The sequence below is a fragment of the Psychrobacter sp. UBA2514 genome, from assembly GCF_002341255.1.
GTDB classification, from domain to species: Bacteria; Pseudomonadota; Gammaproteobacteria; order Pseudomonadales; family Moraxellaceae; genus Psychrobacter; species Psychrobacter pacificensis.
Map to the genome: position 1 here is coordinate 139,236 of NZ_DDNS01000012.1, position 21,594 is coordinate 160,829.

Annotated in this window: 16 protein-coding genes; 10 read left to right on the forward strand and 6 right to left on the reverse strand. The window is 42.6% G+C overall.

The window, feature by feature from the left end; translation table 11 throughout:
• The first annotated feature begins 233 nt into the window (after nucleotides 1-233).
• Both B3V51_RS04720 and rlmF read left to right on the forward strand, forming a co-directional pair.
• Nucleotides 234-926, forward strand: coding sequence for a LysE family translocator (locus B3V51_RS04720; RefSeq protein WP_212564052.1), 693 nt, complete (start codon nucleotides 234-236; stop codon nucleotides 924-926).
• A 76-nt stretch (nucleotides 927-1,002) separates the two neighbouring features.
• Nucleotides 1,003-2,040, forward strand: a complete 1,038-nt coding sequence (rlmF, locus tag B3V51_RS04725) for a 23S rRNA (adenine(1618)-N(6))-methyltransferase RlmF (RefSeq protein WP_212564053.1) — start codon at nucleotides 1,003-1,005, stop codon at nucleotides 2,038-2,040.
• 211 nt (nucleotides 2,041-2,251) lie between these two features.
• On the opposite strand, the gene B3V51_RS04730 is transcribed toward rlmF, so the two are convergent.
• From B3V51_RS04730 to dnaA, 5 genes are all read right to left on the reverse strand, one after another.
• Nucleotides 2,252-2,821, reverse strand: a complete 570-nt coding sequence (locus B3V51_RS04730) for a manganese efflux pump MntP family protein (RefSeq protein ID WP_212564054.1) — start codon at nucleotides 2,819-2,821, stop codon at nucleotides 2,252-2,254.
• 126 nt (nucleotides 2,822-2,947) lie between these two features.
• Entirely contained in the window at nucleotides 2,948-5,578 is a 2,631-nt protein-coding gene (gyrB, locus tag B3V51_RS04735) for a DNA topoisomerase (ATP-hydrolyzing) subunit B (RefSeq protein ID WP_212564055.1), read from the reverse strand.
• A 532-nt stretch (nucleotides 5,579-6,110) separates the two neighbouring features.
• Nucleotides 6,111-7,340 carry a DNA replication/repair protein RecF gene (recF, locus tag B3V51_RS04740; protein ID WP_093070238.1) on the reverse strand — a complete coding sequence of 410 codons (1,230 nt, stop codon included), beginning with the start codon at nucleotides 7,338-7,340 and terminating at the stop codon, nucleotides 6,111-6,113.
• Between the two features lie 129 nt (nucleotides 7,341-7,469).
• Nucleotides 7,470-8,645: a DNA polymerase III subunit beta gene (dnaN, locus tag B3V51_RS04745; RefSeq protein ID WP_093070240.1), complete on the reverse strand. Its 1,176-nt coding sequence runs from the start codon at nucleotides 8,643-8,645 to the stop codon at nucleotides 7,470-7,472.
• Between the two features lie 160 nt (nucleotides 8,646-8,805).
• A complete protein-coding gene (gene dnaA / locus B3V51_RS04750) occupies nucleotides 8,806-10,251 on the reverse strand; it encodes a chromosomal replication initiator protein DnaA (RefSeq protein ID WP_093070242.1) in 1,446 nt (481 codons plus the stop codon).
• A 589-nt stretch (nucleotides 10,252-10,840) separates the two neighbouring features.
• Here dnaA and rpmH point away from each other — a divergent pair.
• The 8 genes from rpmH to B3V51_RS04790 all read left to right on the forward strand — a co-directional run bounded on the left by rpmH (nucleotide 10,841) and on the right by B3V51_RS04790 (nucleotide 18,271).
• The gene (gene rpmH / locus B3V51_RS04755) at nucleotides 10,841-10,975 is read left to right on the forward strand and encodes a 50S ribosomal protein L34 (RefSeq protein ID WP_007394757.1); all 135 of its coding nucleotides are present in this window, start codon (nucleotides 10,841-10,843) and stop codon (nucleotides 10,973-10,975) included.
• Nucleotides 10,976-11,161: 186 nt separating this feature from the next.
• Complete coding sequence (gene rnpA / locus B3V51_RS04760) at nucleotides 11,162-11,533, forward strand: ribonuclease P protein component (RefSeq protein WP_093070245.1); 372 nt, start codon at nucleotides 11,162-11,164, stop codon at nucleotides 11,531-11,533.
• Between the two features lies 1 nt (nucleotide 11,534).
• Nucleotides 11,535-11,903: a membrane protein insertion efficiency factor YidD gene (gene yidD / locus B3V51_RS04765; protein WP_093070248.1), complete on the forward strand. Its 369-nt coding sequence runs from the start codon at nucleotides 11,535-11,537 to the stop codon at nucleotides 11,901-11,903.
• Nucleotides 11,904-12,118: 215 nt separating this feature from the next.
• Nucleotides 12,119-13,801: a membrane protein insertase YidC gene (yidC, locus tag B3V51_RS04770; RefSeq protein ID WP_093070251.1), complete on the forward strand. Its 1,683-nt coding sequence runs from the start codon at nucleotides 12,119-12,121 to the stop codon at nucleotides 13,799-13,801.
• Between the two features lie 208 nt (nucleotides 13,802-14,009).
• Entirely contained in the window at nucleotides 14,010-15,446 is a 1,437-nt protein-coding gene (mnmE, locus tag B3V51_RS04775; protein ID WP_286708068.1) for a tRNA uridine-5-carboxymethylaminomethyl(34) synthesis GTPase MnmE, read from the forward strand.
• Between the two features lie 87 nt (nucleotides 15,447-15,533).
• A complete protein-coding gene (gene nrdR, locus B3V51_RS04780) occupies nucleotides 15,534-15,992 on the forward strand; it encodes a transcriptional regulator NrdR (protein ID WP_071002667.1) in 459 nt (152 codons plus the stop codon).
• Nucleotides 15,993-16,105: 113 nt separating this feature from the next.
• Nucleotides 16,106-17,161, forward strand: coding sequence for a bifunctional diaminohydroxyphosphoribosylaminopyrimidine deaminase/5-amino-6-(5-phosphoribosylamino)uracil reductase RibD (gene ribD, locus B3V51_RS04785; protein ID WP_212564058.1), 1,056 nt, complete (start codon nucleotides 16,106-16,108; stop codon nucleotides 17,159-17,161).
• Nucleotides 17,162-17,596: 435 nt separating this feature from the next.
• Nucleotides 17,597-18,271, forward strand: coding sequence for a riboflavin synthase (locus B3V51_RS04790; protein WP_071002669.1), 675 nt, complete (start codon nucleotides 17,597-17,599; stop codon nucleotides 18,269-18,271).
• Between the two features lie 196 nt (nucleotides 18,272-18,467).
• Here B3V51_RS04790 and B3V51_RS04795 read toward each other — a convergent pair whose 3' ends face one another.
• Entirely contained in the window at nucleotides 18,468-21,332 is a 2,865-nt protein-coding gene (locus tag B3V51_RS04795) for a response regulator (RefSeq protein WP_286708053.1), read from the reverse strand.
• Nucleotides 21,333-21,594 lie beyond the last annotated feature (262 nt).

Genomic DNA, 21,594 nt, shown 5'->3' on the forward strand with positions numbered 1-21,594 from the left:
GCGAATGTTCAACACGCCCTAGTTATATCGTCGAATCTTGCTCGCTTATTTATAGCGATTTGTCGATAGGACTATTTTTAATACTTCATTTAATATAGACAGCATATAACCATAACACAAGCGATAGCAATGACTCGAATGGCGCGATAATAGATAAAAGTTGAACTCATTTGTGATAAGTGCAACTATGATTCAGACTAGGTTGGGTAAAATATCAAGGTATAGAGGGTTTTATGGAGTTTTGGCATGGGTTTTTGCTAATCACTAGCGTTCACTTGCTGGCGGCCGCCTCACCAGGGCCTGATTTTGTGTTGGTCTCACAACAGACCTTAGCTAAGGGTCGGCGTACTGGTTTGATTTGTAGTCTGGGTATTACCTTGGGGCTGTCGGTGCATATCATTTATTCGGTGCTGGGATTGGCAACGGTGATTGCCCACTCGCAGCCGCTATTGACCGCGATCAAATGGCTGGGCGGTGGCTATCTGATCTATCTGGGGTGGCAAGGTATTCAGGCCAAACCTAAAAAGCCAGTAGAACTAACAGCGTCAGTAACGCAGGAAAACGCACCTATTGAGCATTTACAAGCAAAGCAAGACGCCTCTACTCATACCAAATTTACAACGCCTAACGATACTTTTACCACATTGCGCCGTGGATTTTTCTGCAATGTCTTCAACCCAAAAGCGCCTGTCTATTTTGTGGCGATTTTTACCCTTGTGCTATCGCCAGACATCCCACTTTGGCAATTGGCGATTTATGGCGTCTGGATGATGGTCTTACAGATGGCATGGTTTAGCACCGTGGTGATGCTACTCTCTGTCCCTGCAATTCATCGACGATTTCAGCGTTTTGAGCATTGGATCGACCGTGTGTTGGGGTCTGCGATGATCGTATTGGGGCTCAACCTGATCTTGCGTCATCGATAGGCCATCGATAACTTATTTGCGAGCGGTGAAATCTGCTACACTGCTGACTTATATCCATATATCGTAGCCTGACATTATGACAAGTAAGCCCATGACCCGTAATCCTGCCAATAGTAAACACAGAAACCGATCGCCTGCGACCGCCAAAAAACTCGGCCAATTGCATCCGCGCAATCCACATCAAGGTCGTTACGACTTTGCCGTATTGACTCGCGCGTTGCCTGAGCTTGCTGAGCATACCATCACTAACCCTAAAGGCGAGCCGACGATTAATTTCTCGGATCATCAGGCGGTTCGTACTCTCAACAAAGCACTACTGGCGCACTATTACGGCGTGAAGTTTTGGGATATTCCTGACGGCTATCTGTGTCCGCCAATCCCTGGGCGTGCCGATTATATTCACTATATTGCGGATTTACTCGCGCAGACCACGCACGTGAATGCCGACAACACACCGCCGATCGGTAAAGAGATTTACGCCCTTGATATCGGTACGGGTGCCAGTGCGATCTATCCGATTGTCGGTAGCCAAAGCTACGGCTGGCGCTTTACCGCAAGCGATATTGATCCGGTTTCGGTCAATACTGCCGCCCTCATTTGTGACGCCAATCCTAAGCTAAAAAGCGCGGTCAAAGTAAAGCTACAGCCTGAGCCTAAGTTCATCTTTAAAAACATCATTGATCGTCAAGATTATTTCGATGTGGTGGTGTGTAACCCTCCGTTTCACGCCTCATTAGAAGAAGCGATGGAAGCCAACAGTCGTAAGCAGCACAACCTGCAACGTCATCGCGGCAAAAATGAAAGCGAGCAAATCAGCCGTCATTCAACCAAGTCAGGTAACGCGGCGCAAAACCTAAACTTCGGTGGTCAGCATAAAGAGCTGTGGAGTGAAGGTGGCGAGATTGCGTTTTTGACCAAGATGGCAAAAGAGAGCCAAAGCTATGCTGAGCATGTCGGCTGGTTCACGACGTTAGTATCAAAATCTGAAAACGTGAAACCTTTACAACTACTATTAAAGCAGCTTAATGTCGCGCAAATGCGTATCATTGAGATGAGCCAAGGTCAAAAGAGCACTCGTGTACTCGCGTGGCGCTTTGATACCGACGAAGAATAGTCGTTGAATACATAATACGCCTAAGTTTCACGTGAAACAAAAAAGCACCGCTTTGATATTCAAGGCGGTGCTTTTTGCATAAAGGCTAAGTGAAACTCTATAGTCGAACCACTATTAAAGTGTTACAGCGTTAGACTCGTTTAGCCTACTACTGTAGTACTTGCACTCGTCTGCCTTGTACCACTTTTAATATTGATTGACTATAAATAGACTAGCCAAAGAACATGACTTTGATACCAATCGCAATCAGTACCACACCGCCCAATACTTCGGCTTTATCCTCTAGCCATGTGCCTGAGCGACGTCCCAAATAAACCCCAAGCCAGCCAAACACAGCCGTTACGACCGCGATAATCAAGCAAGCGAACCACGCGTTCAAGGCCAATAAATTTAGCGTAAATCCAGCTGTCATGGCATCGATACTAGTGGCAATCGCTAGCGTAAACATCGTGCGATGATTAATGACACTACTACCCACGTCAATATCGTCTTCGTCATCCTCACCACTGAGCACTTCGTACAGCATCTTGCCACCCAGCGCAATTAAGATGATACCGCCGATCCAAGGCGCGGCCGCCGCCAACCAACCCAGTAGCGCTGCACCCAATAAATACCCAATGAACGGCATCACACCCTGCGCGATACCGAAATATAATGCGGCATAAATAGCGAGATGACGTACATATTGCTGGCTTTGTTTCTGTGACTTTGCGCCCAGTCCTATCGATACAGCAAACGCATCCATCGCGAGTGCAATCGCGAGCAGCACTACTTCAATCATGGTATTTTCTCTTAACTCGAATAGTAGGTATGATTAGCTTTATAAAAAAGGTTTCATGTGAAACAAAAATACCGCTTCGTCTATCGAAGCGGTATTTTTATACATTGTTACTGATCAGTTTCAAAATTAGATATCTAGATTTGAGACGGTTAACGCATTTTCTTCGATGAAGACACGACGCGGCTCGACATGATCACCCATCAAGCAGGTAAACATATGATCAGCGGCAATCGCATCTTCGATAGTGACACGTAGCATACGACGGTTTTCTGGATCCATCGTGGTATCCCATAGCTGGTCGGCGTTCATCTCACCTAGACCTTTGTAGCGCTGGATAGCCAGACCACGACGCGCGTCGAGCATCATTTGCTGCCAGAGATAATCGAAGTCACGTACTGGGATATCTTTAGTCGTGCCCGCACTTGCTTCACGGCGGATAAAGGCATCACTCTCAAGCAGGGTGTTCCATTCGCTTGATAGACGTAACAGTTTGCCATACTCACTTGAGTTGATAAAGCTAGCATCTAACAGATAATGGTGTGCCAGTTGATGCACATAGACTGTGACACGTGGTAGCCACTGCGCCTTAGTAGATAAAGCCTCATTGTCTGATGCTTCGCCTTCTGCGGTGCTTGTGGCCTCAGTGCCAATTGCAGGTGTCATACCCAATAGATCGGCAGCCGCTGAATCCATATCTTGTGACTGCGGTGCATGAATATTGACCAACTCAATCTCAGGATTTAACTCACTACCAAAGACGTCAAGCTGAGCCTGCATGGCTTTTTGCCAGTCCTGCATCGCAGACTCATCATAAGTCATATCAACGGATAGCTTTGGCGTATGCGTCAACGCATCCAAGATGACCGCTGGGAAGCGAATCTGCAAACGCGCTTTGATCAGCTGAGTTTGGTTATAATCATTCAGCAATGATTCAAGCGCTTGCCCTGTAATAGCAGGCGCATCCGCACTAACATGTAGCTTGGTACTATCAATGGTTGATGACAATAGATACGCTTTTAGCGCCTCATCATCTTTGAGATAAAGCTCTTGACGACCCTTTTTCACTTTATATAGCGGCGGCTGGGCGATATATACATAGCCACGCTCGATCAGCTCAGGCGTTTGACGGAAAAAGAATGTCAGCAGCAGGGTACGAATGTGTGAGCCATCCACATCGGCATCGGTCATGATGATGATTTTATGGTAGCGTACTTTATCTGGATTATACTCATCAGGGCCGATACCACAGCCAAGTGCCGTGATCAGGTTACCCACTTCAGCGGACGATAGCATTTTGTCAAAACGTGCACGCTCAACGTTCAAAATTTTACCTTTTAGCGGCAAAATCGCTTGAGTCTTACGGCTACGACCTTGCTTCGCTGAGCCACCTGCAGAGTCACCCTCCACAATATATAGCTCAGATAGTACTGGATCTTTTTCTTGGCAGTCAGCCAACTTACCCGGCAGACCTGCAATATCCAGAGTCGTCTTTCGGCGAGTCATCTCTCGCGCTTTACGGGCCGCATCACGCGCACGAGCAGCTTCCATGATTTTATTAGCAATGGCTTTACCAGCGCTTGGGTTTTCTAGCAGATAATCATTGAACTTATCATGCATCGCTGATTCGACAGCAGATTTCACTTCACTTGAGACCAGCTTGTCTTTGGTCTGGCTTGAGAATTTTGGATCAGGCACTTTCACCGAGACAATAGCCGTTAGACCTTCACGAGCATCATCGCCAGTCGCCGCGACTTTTTCTTTTTTGAATAAATTCTCACGATCCATGTAGCTGTTTAAGCCGCGTGTCAGGGCTGAGCGGAAACCTGATAAATGCGTACCGCCATCTTTTTGCGGAATGTTATTGGTGAAACACAATACTTTTTCGTTATACGTATCGGTCCACTGCAGCGCGACTTCGACACTGATACCATCGTCTTGCTGACTGGTAAAATGGAATACTTCATTGATACCGTCTTTACCTGCATTGATATAGCTGACAAACTCTAGTAAGCCGCCTTTATGCTCAAACTCACGACGCTTATCAATACGCTCATCGGTCAGAACGATACGCACACCGGAGTTCAAAAATGACAGCTCGCGTAGGCGTTTTGCCAAAATATCATATTCAAAGACTGTGCCGGTGAATACGTCGCTGCTTGGATAAAAGCGGATTTGCGTACCGGTTTGATCGGTCGCTTCCATCTGCTGAATATCAGCGTCAGGTACACCATCAGTATAGGTCTGACGGTAATGATAGCCTTCACGCCAGATATTCATCTCAAGCTTTTTAGACAACGCATTGACGACCGATACCCCAACACCATGCAGACCGCCTGAGACTTTATAGCTATTATCATCGAACTTACCGCCTGCATGCAGGACTGTCATGATGACCTGCGCCGCTGACACCCCTTCCTCTGGATGGATATCGACTGGTACACCGCGGCCATTATCCATCACACTGACAGACTCGTCTTCGTGAATGATGATATCAATCTGATCACAGTGACCGGCCAGCGCCTCATCAATAGAGTTATCCACGACCTCAAAGACCATATGATGCAAGCCTGTGCCATCGTCAGTGTCACCAATATACATACCAGGGCGCACGCGTACAGCCTCTAGCCCACGTAGTACACGGATATCCTTAGAACTATAATCAGAAGGTAATACTTCTGAAACTACAGTAGATACAGCGGCTTCAGTAGCACTGTCGTCTATCAATTGCTCGTGGTCAATAGGTAATGAATCACTCATGTACATTCCTTAATCTAGCCATAATCAGCCGTTTTTATCAGCGCACTTATAAAAATGCACCTCATGATGGCATCTTAAAACCAACTTCTATTATTCATCACTTAGAGTGCATATGAGCGGCTAAACTACTAACCACCGTTAGCCTAAAAAAGGCTGCATAGAGATAAAATTGGCAAATTACTTATTAGTAATAGTCTTTGTTTTTCTAGCCATTGTTAAAACTATTGAAATAAATAAAATATTTAATTATCAATTACTTATAAAGAAATAAAAAATAGAAGTCTGTTATATGATGCTATCGAATAAATTGCTGAGAACAGGACAAAAATAAAGGGTTATTTTAGCATTTTTTTGTCTGTAAGTCACTGTTTACTGGGAGTTTTACGACTTATGAGTCGGTGTCTTTGTCTAATAGCTAGTATAAGTAATAGTCGTGACTGTGATACTCAGTAAAGGACGCATAAAAGGCGTTATAAGTAGGCAGGAAAATGCTTAAAGTGATGATAAGCGATTAAGAATTAATCAACAGGAATTAATCAACAGACCATATCTGACCTTGTTTCACGTGAAACAACCTAGGTTTTGACCATAACTCATTAACCAGATGTACGATATCATCCGTCAAGCTGGTCATGAACACCTGACAAGGCAGCTGCGCTAATGTTGATAAAAGAATACCTATCGCCCTATCGTCTAGCTCTGCGGTGATGTCATCTAGTAGCACGACAGGAGTCGCTCTCGATGTTGAGTTATTAGCGAACGAAGCGCTATATTTATTATCATTGAGCAGTAATGGTAGTTGTGATAAGCGTAGCGCAGTAATAAGCAGCTTCTTTTCACCGCGGGACAATACATTTGCTGCCTGCTCTTTTAGAGTTGGTAATTTAGCATTTACCTCATGGTTTGAGGACGCTGTATTTGTATTTGTCGCCTGACTATCTATAACATCATCAGACCGTACAGTATTATCAGAGCGCCAATGTACGTGGATATCAGCCCGATGATTGCCTATACGGGTATATCCTAACTGTAAATCCTGCTCTAATCGCTCATTAAGCTGTACATCAAGCGCGACATTAGTGTCATAGCCAGCGTTATAACTTAGGCTCAATTTCTCAGCATAAGACGGCAACAATTGCAGAACACTTTTGGCAAAATAAGGCTGCCACTCAGTAAATACTTGCTCACGATAATGATGTATCAATGCCGCATGATTACTTAGTCCTTTATCCCAAGACTTTAGCTCAGCTAGCTGGACTTGCGTCAATTGACGAGTCTTTTTTAGTAAACTATTGCGCTGTTTTAACAGGCGTTGATAGGCGACCCATTGTGGGTGGAAACCTTGTTTCATGTGAAACACCAACCAATCTAATAGCTGGCGACGACTGGCACTACCCTGCTCTAACATATCCATCGTTGAGGGATCTATCAATAGCGTGGGCAGCTGCTCAGTCAATATACTTTGATTGTAGACAGTCGCTTGATTAAGACGCAGAATGGTTGTCGCATCTGCTTGTTTTTGAATGGCCAACGTACGATCATCATTGAGCTTAGCATAGACCGTTGCATGGTTTTGATGATGCTGTATATAACGTTTTGGCTGGTGATGGCGAAAGCTTTTGCCTCTCGATAATAAGAATATCGCTTCAAGTAAAGAGGTTTTGCCGCTACCATTTGCACCGATGACAACGTTGCAAACGGTCGACTGCAAATTAACTTGTGTGAGGTTGCGCAGATTTGATACTTGTAGACGTTCAATCATGATATCGATAGCCGCCCATTATTTTCAGCTTTCAAAGCAAGCAAAAGTTTATTTAAATTTAAGCTGTCCGCGTAAATACTTAAAAGATGCTAGCGCGGTTCAATGCTGTATGATGTGCAAAAAATCAGACTATATACGCATCGGCATGATGACGTATTGATGGAACTCATCATTAAGCTGATTGACCAACACTGAAGCATTCGATTGGCTCATATGCATCTGCAAATCACCTTGAATAACACTTAGCACATCTTGTAGATACGCAGCATTGAATGATAACTCCATTGGTTCGCCCTGATATTTGGCTTGTATCATCTCCACGGCTTCATCTTGCTCAGCATTGTTGGCACGTACCTCTACCATACCATCACTGGCAAAATTAAAGACCACACCGCGCGACTTCTCATTACTCAAAATCGCAACCCGGCGTAATACGTCAGTCATTTTTTCTTGATTAAATAACGCGAGCTTATCTGTATTGCTTGGCATGACGCGGCGATAATCAGGGAATTTGCCATCAATCAAACGGGCAGTAAACGTCACCATTAGGTTTTGGCTGACTTGCCCTGCACTATCTACATCGCCAAATGGTAAGCTCACTTGCAAAAACTCACGCCCAAAACTCAGCGTCACTGCATTGTCCTTATCCCCTAGCATTTTGCCAAGCTCAGTCGCCAAACGCTCAAGCTCGATCACTGCCTTACGTGGCAAGATAGCCTGCATGCTCAGATCAGCACTCACATCTATAACGCTACGTGCCAAGGCCAATCTATGTCCGTCAGTCGCAACGGTCGTCAGCTGCTGCTGTGAAACATCAAACAGCATACCCGTCAAATAATAACGTACATCTTGAATTGCCATCGCAAACTGAGTTTTGTGAATCAAATCTGTCAATCGACTACGGCTGATGTTCAACGGCGTGATATTTTCAGGATTGCCCAAGCTTGGATAGTCTTCACTTGGTAAGGTGCCTAGCGTGAAACGGCTCTTGCCACTGGTAAGCAAACAACGCTCATTCGCTTGAGTCGCTAGGTTAACTTGGGCTTGTGCAGGTAAAGACTTACAAATATCTTTTAGTTTTGTTGCAGGTAGCGTCGTTGTTCCTGCTTCAACACAAGCACCAGCAGGCAATTTCAAGGTCGATGTCAGCTCCACTTCTAAATCTGAGGCTTTCAAGATAAGCTCGGACTCTGATAACTGCAGCTTAATATTACCCAATATCACCATATTATGGCGTTTATCAGCGGCTTTGGCGATCAAGTTGATAGCTTTTAGTAACGATTCTCGATTGATCGATAATTGCATGCTTAGTTACTCTTATTTGAATGATTTTTTTATAAAAATTTGACGTAATCGTCTAATAATACCTTGTCTACCGACTATAATCTACAGAGCATCTATCTGCTTATATTTTCAATATTATAAACGATATTTTCTCCCTAAAATACAGTGAAGACTCACTCTACTAACCTGCCTGTAACATCAACGCTAGCGTCTTATAATCCTTGTCAAACGCTGGATCTGATGCTCGTAATTCATTTACCTTATCGCAAGCGTGCATCACTGTAGTATGGTCACGTCCACCAAATGATTGACCAATTTCAGGAAAACTATCACCTGTTAACTCACGCGATAAGGCCATCGCTATTTGGCGAGGTCTGGCGATGCTACGCGTACGTTTACGCCCCATAATGTCTTTCACCGTTACATCATAGTATTCAGCGACTATTTTTCGGATATTATCCATATTTACGGCTTGTACACGCATAGCAACGATGTCTTTTAACGCGTATTGCACCATCTCAAGAGTAATCTGTGCACCTGTCAAATTGGCATTCGCAAAAACTTGATTGAGAGCACCCTCCAAACGTCTGACATTGGATACCACGTTTTGAGCGATAAACAATGCACACTCTTTAGGCAGCACCATGCCATAAGAAGCGGCTTTTTTCTGCAAAATTTGCACGCGAGTATCAATCTCAGGAGGGTCAACTGCGACTGTCAATCCCCAAGAAAATCGCGATCTAAAGCGTTCATCAAATTCCGTCATTTGTGATGGATGACGATCAGAAGCCAAAATCAGTTGTTTGTCACCACTGGTAAAATCTGCAAACAATGTTAAAAATTCATTACTGCTTTTGGTCTTTCCTGCTAAGACGTGAATATCATCTACAATTAATAAATCTACTTTTTTTATTTTCTTTTTAAAATCTTCTATTTTATTATTTCTTAATGAATAAACCAATTGGTTTATAAATTTTTCAGAAGTAAAATAATAAAAACTTTGATTATTTTTTAGATATCGATGTGCTACAGAATGCATTAAATGCGTTTTTCCTAATCCAGAAGGTCCATATATAAATAAAGGATTGTGTCGATTTTTTGATTGTTTTTTACCAAGCTCGTAACAAGCTTTGTAGGCCAGATTGTTGGACTTACCAGTGACGAATGTCTCAAAAGTAAAGTCAGGGTTGAGATAGCTTAATGACTTGGCATCCACTGAGTCGATCAGTTCTCCCTGACGCATATTAGCGTCGATACCTGCTTTTGAATTATTATGATGGATAGATTCAAATTTATGCTCAGATGGAGTAGGGGAGGGCTTATCCTCCAAAAATAATGATCCTGTTTTTGTCTGCTGACTATCGTCTACCTCACGTCCAGCATTATCAACACGGACAACAACCTCCTCAATGCTACCTTGACTGTGCTTAGCAACCAATTGCTGAATATCTTGAAGATGGTTCTTTTTAATATACGTGACAAAATAATCATTAGGCGCAAGAATGATCAGAGTTTGTGCTTCTTGATAAGCTGATAGAGGTCTCAGCCACATGGTAAAAACGTTGTCTTTAACGTTATAGCGCAAATCGTTCAGACATTTATCCCAAATATTTGCTGTGTCTATCATGAAAAATACTAACCCTATAATTTGCAATAATAATTAACTTTAATAGCCTGACCTTCTACAGAAATACTTGGTATCAACAGTGATTAACTATGTTAAAAGTCACACTGGAAAGTTATGAGAAGCCACACACGAAGTAGGGGCTAATCTAACATAAATACCCTGTGGATAAAACCTTGTTTTTTGGGGATAAGACTGTGGATAGTTTTGTGGATAACTCTACAAGATAAGTTATCCATATTTAGCCCACAGGTTATCCACAACCTTACCCATAGCCTAGTGTTTTGATAAATAAGGATAAAGTGGAGTTAGCCACAGATAAGTAAAGCCCCAATAACAACAACTCTATATATATTAATTAATTATTATTATAGATTTCATGCAAAACTGTGGATAACTTCAGAAATTATTTACTGTCAACTAAAAACACTGATTAAACAAAACGGAAGTATTGAACAAATAATATCTAGCAATCTGATAGCAGAAACTGAATCTCTGAAAACAGGCTAAATTAGTTTATTGACCAAAACTATACTGGATGGTATAATCCTCCGTTATTACGAATTTAGTCCATTATTTTGATAGGTGAGTTATGAAACGTACATTCCAACCAAGCGTGATCAAGCGTAAACGTACTCACGGTTTCCGTGCTCGTATGGCAACTAAAAAAGGCCGTCAGGTCTTAGCTCGTCGCCGTGCTAAAGGACGTCATCGTCTAACTGTATAATCAGTAGATAGCGATAAGCATGGCTAATATTGCTTGTTGTGCTCCTATTGTTTATAGATTGCAATAGTCAATCATCACAACTGACACTTAGCCATATATTAAAAGCGCCCGCATCGGCGCTTTTTTTGTTTCTATATTTTGCTATTATCTTTAATATCGCCATTCCCTATCATATTAGGTCATACCATGCCCAAATCTCTTTTAGCTACACCTACAGCCAATTTTACTAAAGAGCAGCGCCTACTGACACCAGCAGCTTTTCGTGAAGTGTTTGACGCACCTGAGCGTAAGATACATCAGAGCCACTTGATGGCGTTTGTGAGACCCAGTGCCTGTGACAAGCCACGTATCGGTATGGCGATTACTAAGCGTAAAGTGCCTACTGCTGTCGTTCGAAATTTGATTAAACGACATATCCGTGAGCAGTTCCGTACAAAAGCTTTTAAATTAGAAAATAAAGATATTGTTTTTATAGTAAAAAAATCGATAAAGGATATTGATAATAAAGAATTAAAAAAAGAAATAAATAATATTTTTAAAAAAATAGAAAAAAAATAAAATGAAAAAATTATTAGTTTTAATAAATAAAATAATTTTTGTTTTTATATTAAATATAATAAAATTTTATCAAAAAATAATTAGCCCTATCATACCTGCTCGCTGCCGTTACTATCCCACCTGTTCAAACTATGGTAAACAAGCTTTGGCGTGGCATGGCACTCGTGTAGGTAGTTGGTTGCTGTTAAAACGTCTTAGTAAATGTCATCCGCTTGGTGGACACGGCATTGATTTTGTCCCGCTCCCTTTATCTTCTTATCGGTATCAATATATACCTTCTACAACGAGTAGCGATAGTAGAGGATGGGGTGTTTACCGAGATCGTCAGGGGTATGTGCCACGTCTTAACTACTTAATGAAGACAACATAAAAATCATAACTTCGGGCTTTAGATATCATCTTCAATGACTTACCCACAAGTTATCCACACTCTTGGTATCATTTGAAGCAGATTTTTAGTAAAATGATGCACATTTTATGTAAATGACTCTCAACGCGGTTATCGATCATGATGATAACTATGCAATACAGTCATGACACATGCCCTAATTTTTCATTCCCTAATTTTTAATCTAGGAAAGGTTTATGCAAAAGATATTTCGGGTGATGATCATCATTGCGATGCTAATTACCGCTTATCTGCTGATTTTGGCATGGCGAGATGATTATGCCGATGCACCAGCTGTAGAAGCAGTGCCAGAAACTACAAGTTCAGTAGGTGCTGACATTCCTTCTACCACTGGTGCCGCAGGCGATATTCCGGTTCAGACCCTACCTGTGGATAACGCAGCTGTGACAGCGACCCCTGCAAAGGACACAGGATTAATCACGGTAACAACCGATCGCTATGAAATCAAAATCAACCCAGAAGGCGGTGATATTGTCTATGCTGCGCTCAAGCAGTATGACGCGACGCTCGATAGCGATAAGCCTTTCGTATTGCTAGAAAACAACAGCAACCGTGTATACGTGGCTCAGTCTGGCTTGATTGGTCAAAATGGTATTGATACGGCAGAAGGCCGTGCGATTTATAGCCACACCGCCAACAATTATGTAATGGAAGCAGGGCAACAGACATTGTCAGTACCGCTTACTTACAAAAAAGATGGCGTGACAATCACCAAGACATTCACCTTTACTGAAAACAAATATCCGATCGATATTAGCTACAAAATTCAAAACGCCTCTACCAATGCGTGGCAAGGTCAGATGTTTGCGCAGCTAAAACGCGACGATAGTAAAGATCCTGGCATGTCTGATAAAGGCGCGCTGAGCATGGCGACTTATCTAGGTGGTGCGTGGGGTACGCCAGATGATCCATACAATAAACTGAAGTTTAAAGACTTCAGCGATGGTGAGTTGACGACGACCAGTGATAAAGGTTGGGTTGGCATCGTACAGCATTACTTTGTCTCTGCATGGACGCCTGAAAACTTCACGGGTAAATTCTTTACCCGCGAGACTGGTAACGACTACTTTATCGGCTTTAACAGTCAGCCAGTCAATGTCGCACCGAATAAGCAAGTGACGTTGGATGCCACACTGTACGCAGGTCCAAAAGTACAGTCTGAGCTAAAAGATGTGGCAGTTGGTCTGAATAAGACGGTTGATTACGGTTTATTGTGGCCAATATCGAAAGTCTTGTTTGCTATCTTGGAAGGTGTGCATAAAGTTGTGGGTAACTGGGGTTGGTCAATCATTATCCTCACCATTTTAGTCAAAATTGCTTTGATGTGGTTCTCTAATAAGAGCTATTATTCAATGGCAAAAATGCGCGCTATTGCGCCGAGACTAAAAACGCTAAAAGAAGAGCATGGCGACGACCGCATGAAAATGTCGCAAGAAATGATGGCCATCTACAAAGAAGAGAATGTCAATCCGATGGCGGGTTGTCTACCTATCTTGATGCAGATGCCAATTTTCTTAGCTTTGTATTGGGTGCTCGTAGAGAGTGTCGAGCTGCGTCATGCGCCTTGGATTTTGTGGATTCGCGATCTTTCAGCCATGGATCCTTGGTTCATCTTGCCGCTATTGATGGGTGTTTCCATGTTCATCCAGCAGCAGTTGAATCCGCAGCCAGCAGATCCAATGCAAGCAAAAGTGATGAAGTTCTTGCCAATTATCTTTACCGCATTCATGCTATTCTTCCCAGCAGGTTTGGTACTATATTGGACAGTGAACAACTTGTTCAGTATGACTCAGCAATATATTGTAAATAAGAAAGTCGAAGAAGAGCAGAAACGTCGCACGGTAAAAATAGTTGACTAATTGACGCTCTATCAGAAGGATAAAAACAAAAACCATCGCGCAAGCGGTGGTTTTTTTTATAAGTGCTAAAATGTTATCCACAGCTTATCAACATTAAAGAGAAAATATCAACGATTAGGCCGCGTTTCAAAGTTTGCTTTGTCACTATGAGCACAGACGTCTATAATGGGATTTTTAGTTATTGAGAGTTATTGTGGATTCCTTAGAGATGGCATTAGCCACACCGAATCATTCTGAAAAATCTAATACATCGGGACTCGCCACGATTGCTGCGATTGCAACGCCACTTGGGCGAGGGGGTGTGGGTGTTATACGTCTGTCAGGTAGCCGTGCTTATGCCATGGCCTGCGCGCTGACGGGTAAATCTGCTTTTACGCCGCGTATGGCTAGCTTCTGCCGTTTTTATCAGGCGGATGGCACCGTTATTGATGAAGGGCTCGTACTGTTCTTTAAAGGTCCGCACTCATTCACGGGTGAAGATGTGATTGAGCTGCAAGGGCATGGCGGCGTTATTTTACAGAACCAGTTGCTTGCACGTGTATTTGAATTAGGCGCCAAACAAGCGAATGCCGGAGAGTTTTCTTATCGCGCTTTTGATAACGATAAGTTGGATTTGGTGCAGGCAGAGGCGATCGCTGATGCGATTGATGCGACCAGTGCGGCGGCCGCGAGTAGTGCGATTCGTTCACTAAGTGGTGAGTTCTCCCAAAAAATAAACCAGCTATTAGAACAGTTGATTCATTTGCGCTTGCACGTTGAAGCTGCCATTGATTTCCCTGATGAAGAAGATGTCGATTTTTTATCTGACGGCGTGATACAGAGCAAACTTGAGCAAACGCAAGATAAAATACAGCAAGTCTTAGCTACGGCAAAGCAAGGTCAGCTCTTACGTGATGGTATCCATGTTGTCCTAGCAGGTAGGCCAAATGCTGGTAAATCAAGCCTGCTAAATCGTCTAGCAGGGCAAGAACGTGCTATCGTGACCGATGTCGCTGGCACCACGCGTGATACGTTACAAGAGACGGTCGTGCTCAATGGTTTGACACTTCACCTTACCGATACGGCAGGCCTACGTGATACAGAGGATACCGTAGAGCGTATCGGCATTGAACGTGCCCGTACCGCCATTACCCAAGCTGATATGCTGCTGATGGTTTACGATGTGACTCGCGATGTTGAAGAAGAAAGCACGCCGTTGCAATTGGCTGAGCAGTTATTCGGCGAGCTGCCAGATGCCAAACGTTTACTCATCATTGCCAATAAAAGTGATCTACTGAGCGATGATAGTAGCGAAAAATCTGCCTCTACGATGCAAGCCGAAATCAAAGATAGAGGCTACGAACAAGTTAATGTTTCATGTGAAACAGGCGCTGGTATCGATAATTTAGTCGAAGCACTATGCGCTAAGGTAGGTTTTCATCCACCAGAAAATAGCTTAATCGCTCGTACTCGTCATATAGATGCTCTCAAACGGACAGCCAACTGTTTAACAGAGGCGCATGAGCAGTTGACGGTATTCCAAGCAGGTGAGTTGGTTGCTGAAAGCTTGCGTCAGGCCCAGCAGAGTTTGGGTGAGATTACAGGTGAGTTTAGTGCTGATGATTTGCTTGGCAAAATATTTGGTAGTTTTTGTATTGGTAAATAACGGTTGAATAACTCTATCTATTACTCAATACATTTGTCTATCTCATAAGTTTTGCTTTTATTCTTAGTCATAAAATAAGGAATTGCTATGCACTGCCCGTATTGTAATGCATCAGAGACAAAAGTGATTGACTCACGTCTTGCTGCAGAAGGTGCGCAAGTGCGTCGCCGCCGTTCATGCAACAGTTGCCAAGAGCGTTTTACAACGTTTGAGATGGTAGAAGTGGTGATGCCAAGGATTATCAAATCCAGCAATAAGATTGAACCTTACGACAATGAAAAGCTGCGTCGGTCTATCTTGTTGCCTTTGCAAAAGCGCCCCATCACTATCGATGAGCAAGAAGCAATGATCAGCCGAGTTGAAAAACGCGTCAGACAGATGGGTGAGCGTGAAATCAGTAGTAAAGTCTTGGGCGAAATCATCATGAGTGAGCTAAAAACTTTAGATGATGTTGCCTATGTGCGCTTTGCTAGCGTCTATCGCGACTTTCAAGACATTGATGCTTTTCATCAGGAAATTGCCAATATCCGTCCAAATGACAAATAAGCTGGTACATCAATAAATATGTCTAACTATTAAACTGATTTTGAGTTCAAAGCGCCTAGATTATTAAATAAAATTGTCCGTAATTATTATCAATCATTCATAAGCCTACTGTTATGCCAACTATAAATCACTCTCAAGATGCGCAAGATCGCTACTTTATGATGCTTGCTATCGAACAAGCTAAGCTCGGTTTATATACTACTAGGCCAAATCCAGTAGTAGGTTGTGTCATCGTCCAAGCTGAAGAAGTGGTCGGTCAAGGGTTTCATCCGAAAGCTGGTGAGCCACATGCAGAGGTATTTGCATTAAAAGTAGCAGGCGATCGAGCAGTGGGCGCAACGGCTTATGTGACTCTAGAGCCATGCAGCCATACAGGGCGTACACCGCCGTGTGCGTTGGCACTTATTAAAGCTAATGTAAAGCGTGTTGTGATTGCCGGTCTAGACCCCAATCCACAAGTGGCAGGTCGCGGGGTAAAGCTACTTAAGCAAGCTGGTATTGAAGTGACGGTTGGCATACTGACGGAGCAGGCAGAAGCATTAAATCGCGGGTTTTTAAAAGCCATGCGGACTCAGATGCCATATGTCAGATTAAAAATAGCGACTAGCCTAGACGGTCGCACCGCGATGGCATCTGGTGAGTCAAAATGGATTACATCAAACGCAGCCCGCGAAGATGTACAAAAGATACGCGCACGAAGTGGGGCAATCATAACCGGTAGTGAGACAGTGATAGCTGATGATCCGCAGCTCAACGTGCGTTCAAATCAACTAGGCGTATTACCCGAAAAAATACCATCACCTCAGATTATAGTGCTCGATAGACGTCAGCGTTTAGAGCACAGTGCTCAGTCTGATTATCAATTGTGCCGCCGTACAGATACGATTTATTGGCGCACAGACGATCTCACTGATTTACTAGCAACATTAGTCAGAGACCATCAGTGTTATGATGTCTTGGTGGAGGCGGGTGCTGGCGTTGCGGGAAGTTTTTTGAGTCAGCAGCTCGTCGATGAATTGATTGTTTATCAGGCGCCTTGTCTACTTGGTGATCAAGCGCGACCAATGGTCAATTTTAATCCTATCTCACTGGCTCAACAGTTGCGCTTCGATATTTATAATTATGAGAAACTTGGTTCTGACCTTAAATTAACGCTATTGCCTTTGTAGGTTTCTTATTTGTGTTTTTGTTATCCGCAATATGCTTATGATGTGAACTATATGTGGATAAGTACGTTACCATTTTAAATGTTCCACATGAAACTGTGTATAACTTTGTTCCACATGAAACATAAAAGCTGATTATTTTTGAGTTTTTATGATAAATTATATATTAATCAATAACTTATGTTTTTTAAATCTTACGTTGCGAGCGCTAAACTAAATTTAGCCTCATTGTGGATAACTCTATAATTAATAAAGACTTTAAGAATATTCTATTGACTTATACTTACTTATCCACAATCTATCCTATGGCCGCCTGCATTTACCGTGTGTTTCACTGCGAAGTGTACTCAGAAAGACAGTACTAAGAAATTTGGTTAAGTATTTGATAAATAAAGTGATGTGTTTATAGCAGCATTATAATAACGAGATGAGGATGATATGTTTACTGGAATTATAGAAAGCGTTGGAACCGTAAAATCGATGCAACCAACGGGCGGTGATATACGCTTAACAATAGAGTCTAACGACCTAGATTTTAGCGACGTAAAGCTCGGTGATTCTATTGCATCGAACGGTATCTGTTTGACTGTTGTAGAGCTAGGTAATAACCATTACTCTGTTGACGTTTCACGTGAAACTATTGCTCGAACAGCGCTAGAAGCATTAAAAGCAGGTCATACGGTCAATTTAGAAAAAGCGATGCTACCAACGACTCGTTTTGGTGGCCATATTGTTGCCGGTCACGTGGATGGGGTAGGTGTCGTCAGTAAACTACAGCAAGACGCACGTTCTATTTATATTGAGATTGAGATACCACAAGAGTTGGCGCACTATACAGCGACCAAAGGTTCTATCACGGTAGATGGGATTAGTTTGACTACCAATCTGGTACGTGACAATATCGTTTCTTTAAATATTATCCCGCATACGGCACAAGTGACTAATATTGCGAAACATTGGCTGGTAGGCAGTAAGGTGAATATAGAGGTGGATATCGTTGCACGCTATTTGGAGCGTTTGCTAAATAAATCACAATCTGGTGGTATGAATACTGCAAATCCTCAAAGCCAAATTACAGAAGCTTTTTTAGCAGATAATGGCTTTATGAAATAACGTTTGAGGCTGTACTTACCTGTTTAGATATTCACCCTGTCCATATTACGAAATCAAAGTATAGTCAATCCACTATAAAAGCGTTACAGCGTTAACCTCGCTTGAAGTATGACAGATACATCTGCACTCGGTTGCCTTGTACCGCTCTTAAATTGGATCAACTATAATGTTGAGAGGGTGATTTTTTTATTAACGTTTAGGGTATAAAGCTTTGTAGAACGGTTTCTAGATCCTTTTTATGGATAGGCTTGGATAAAAACTCATCCATTCCCACTTGCATGCACGCCTTGCGATCCTCTTCTGTATTATTCGCCGTTAGCGCGACAATAGGTATATCGTCGCCTTGTGCGCGGATTGCCTGAGTAGCTTGTAGACCGTCCATGACTGGCATCCGGCAGTCCATCAAAATCAGGGAGATCTCCTCACGCTGGCTGGCTAATATATCAAGCGCTTGTTGACCATCTTCTGCAACGATACTGCGATAGCCAAGTTTACTTAGCATTTTGCAGGCTATTTTTTGATTGGTTGGACTATCTTCCACCACTAAGACAAGGGGTGATAATGGCTGTGAACTTTCTTCTTGAGCAGTTGTCTCGCTAATGTTCTCTTTAATATCTTGTGTTTGTGTTAGCTTTTTTCTAGCTGGCATTGTCAAGCGCAGGATTTCAGACAGTAATAGCGCACTATCTAAAGGTTTTGCCAAAAAGCCATCGCATTGATCGAGTAACATAGAGGGTATACGGCGCTCAGGTTTCATACTAAATAGTATTTTAGGTAAGGATGTATGAGCGAGTAGGCTATTTAATGCCTGCCGTCTATCGATGCTAATGACTATGTGATTGCTGTGCGTTAAATGGGGTTTTGTGAGGTCAGCCTGCTCTTGTGATAATGAGTTTTGATGTTTCGCTGAGCTGTCAGTATCGGGCTTATTACCAACTAAGATCGCGCTGGTATCATAGTACTCATAATCTAGTAGAAGTATGGGTGCCAAGCTTTGCTGATCTTGACTTAGGCGTTCTGTTAATTGCTCTATAGTCGCTAGGTCTACAGCAGTATAAATAGTGCTAGATATCGCTAAGTGCTCACAAAGCCGCTGTAAATGTTGCGCGACAAGCGGCTGGTGGACGACCGCGATTAGGCAAATATGATTTAGGTGCTGACTAGGATGATATACCGACTGATAGTTTGGGCGTCGGCAAGGCAAATAAAGGTTGAACACGCTACCTTCATTCACGGTACTGGTTAGTTCTATAAAGCCGCCTAGTAGTCGCGCAAAGCTATTGACGTTTTTTAGTCCCAACCCTGCATCGATAGCATTTTGCGCTACTGGGTTGATATCTTGGCTATGGGGTTTATTTAAGTACGACAAGAGCTGATGCTGTTTGGCAGATGTGATACCGATACCAGTGTCCTGCACACTAAAGCGCACCCAGCAACTCACTGCATCTGCGGTAAGGTTTTTATTGATAGACTGTAAGGTCTCTTTGTTAGCCTCTGACATTTGCTCGTAGTCAGTTTGTTCTATAATAAGTGCGACATATCCGGAGGGGGTGAATTTTACGGCATTATGCAGTAGATTCAGCAAAATCTGCCGGAGACGCACGTCATCAGTACCAATAGAGCGTGGACAGTCTGGGGCAAAAAAGTAAATCAGCTCAAGCCCTCTTTGCCTCGTATCATTTATGATTAGCTCATTAACTTCCTGACCAAGCTTATAAATATCGACGGGCTCAATATTAAGGCGGGTTTTTCTAACCTCGATATTTCCTATATGTAGCGTCTCGTTGAGTGCGGTGAGCATGTTCTGACTGGTGGTAATCAAAGTATCTAATGTTTTGTTTTGTCTTGCATTCAATGTGTTCGGATCGATTGGCTCAAGGATATCGATCATAGCTTCTAGCGGTATGCGCAACTTATGACCGATGACAAACCTAAGTTTATTGAACTCATCAACCTTTTGCTGTAGCTGTTTATTTTGCTGTTGCAACTGCTCGTTCTGATTAACTAGCTCACTGATATCATTAAGCATTACCGTAAAACCATGAACTTGTCCATGCTCACCGAACCATGGAGTGGCATGCAACTGGTAGTTTTGTTTGTTTTGTATTCCGTAGACGGTCAATGTACGCGAGACTTGTAAACCAGCTAGCGTTTGAAGTATGTGCTGAGTAGCCTCGTCTTTGCCCATGACGAAATCAGTGATTATATGCCTGTGTCCGTTTTTGGTAGAGGGTGTAAATATTGTTTCAAAGCGTTGGTTATAGAAACTAATCTGACCATGACGTAAGCTCATCAGCATTGGCAGTGGTGCCTGATCAACCAAGCGCTCCAAACGATGATTTAATGTTTTGATACGTCGATAGTCGTTGTGTAGCTGATAACTGACACGGCTCAGTGCATGACCTAGCAGCAAAAACTCAGTGGTGGACTTTTCTTGTAAAAAGGGCGGCGGCGTATAAGACTCTTTTGCATGAACACTTAAATTATCAGTGTAAGCTATTAGCTGCTCCCAGTTGGTTCGACGGTGGAGCATGTAAAATAAAGCAATAAAAAATAGTATCAGAGCCACCGTTAATGGTAGCCAATAACGGTACGAGGTCCATTCGACAGTCAAAGGCTCATAGCGCAACACAATATAAACCTGATGACCACTTTCGAGCTTTATCGTTCCTGTTAAAGCACTACTACTGACTGTATAAGCACTTTGATTGTCCTTAGAAAAAGTGGCGGCATTGACTGTTGGAAACGTTACTGTCGTAAAAGCTGATTCATTAGGTCGAGTCTTACGATGGATATAGGTTTGCCCAGATGGCATCATCAAAATAAGCTGATAACTGATATGGTCAAAAGCAGGCTGTTTTAGGATTTTTTCTATTTCTACATCGATAGGCGCGGCATGCTCAGTAATACTGTACTGTAATGCATGAAAAGTATCTATACTGTGTTGTTCGCTATGATGTCTCAACCCATCAAAAAACGTGACATAGTACAGCAATAGCATGACCAGCAAGGTCGATGCATAGAAGATCAATAATCGCTGTAAGGACTTAAACTGTTGCATGAGAGCATGGCCCTATATCGACACAAAAACATATAGTGAAATCATCATCGTTTGTTATAGTAATTGATTTATTCAAAACCTTGGTGCTGATACCTTTTTATTATCTATAGCAGAATAATAGTGTGTTATTTATAGAGTATTGCTGAAGAAGTATTTTTATTCTATAAAAAGGTCGATAACTAGAGCAATGACACTTTTTATATTATAAAGGCAAAAATCGTCATTAGTCATACTGGATTGAGACTACCACAATTATGGCACA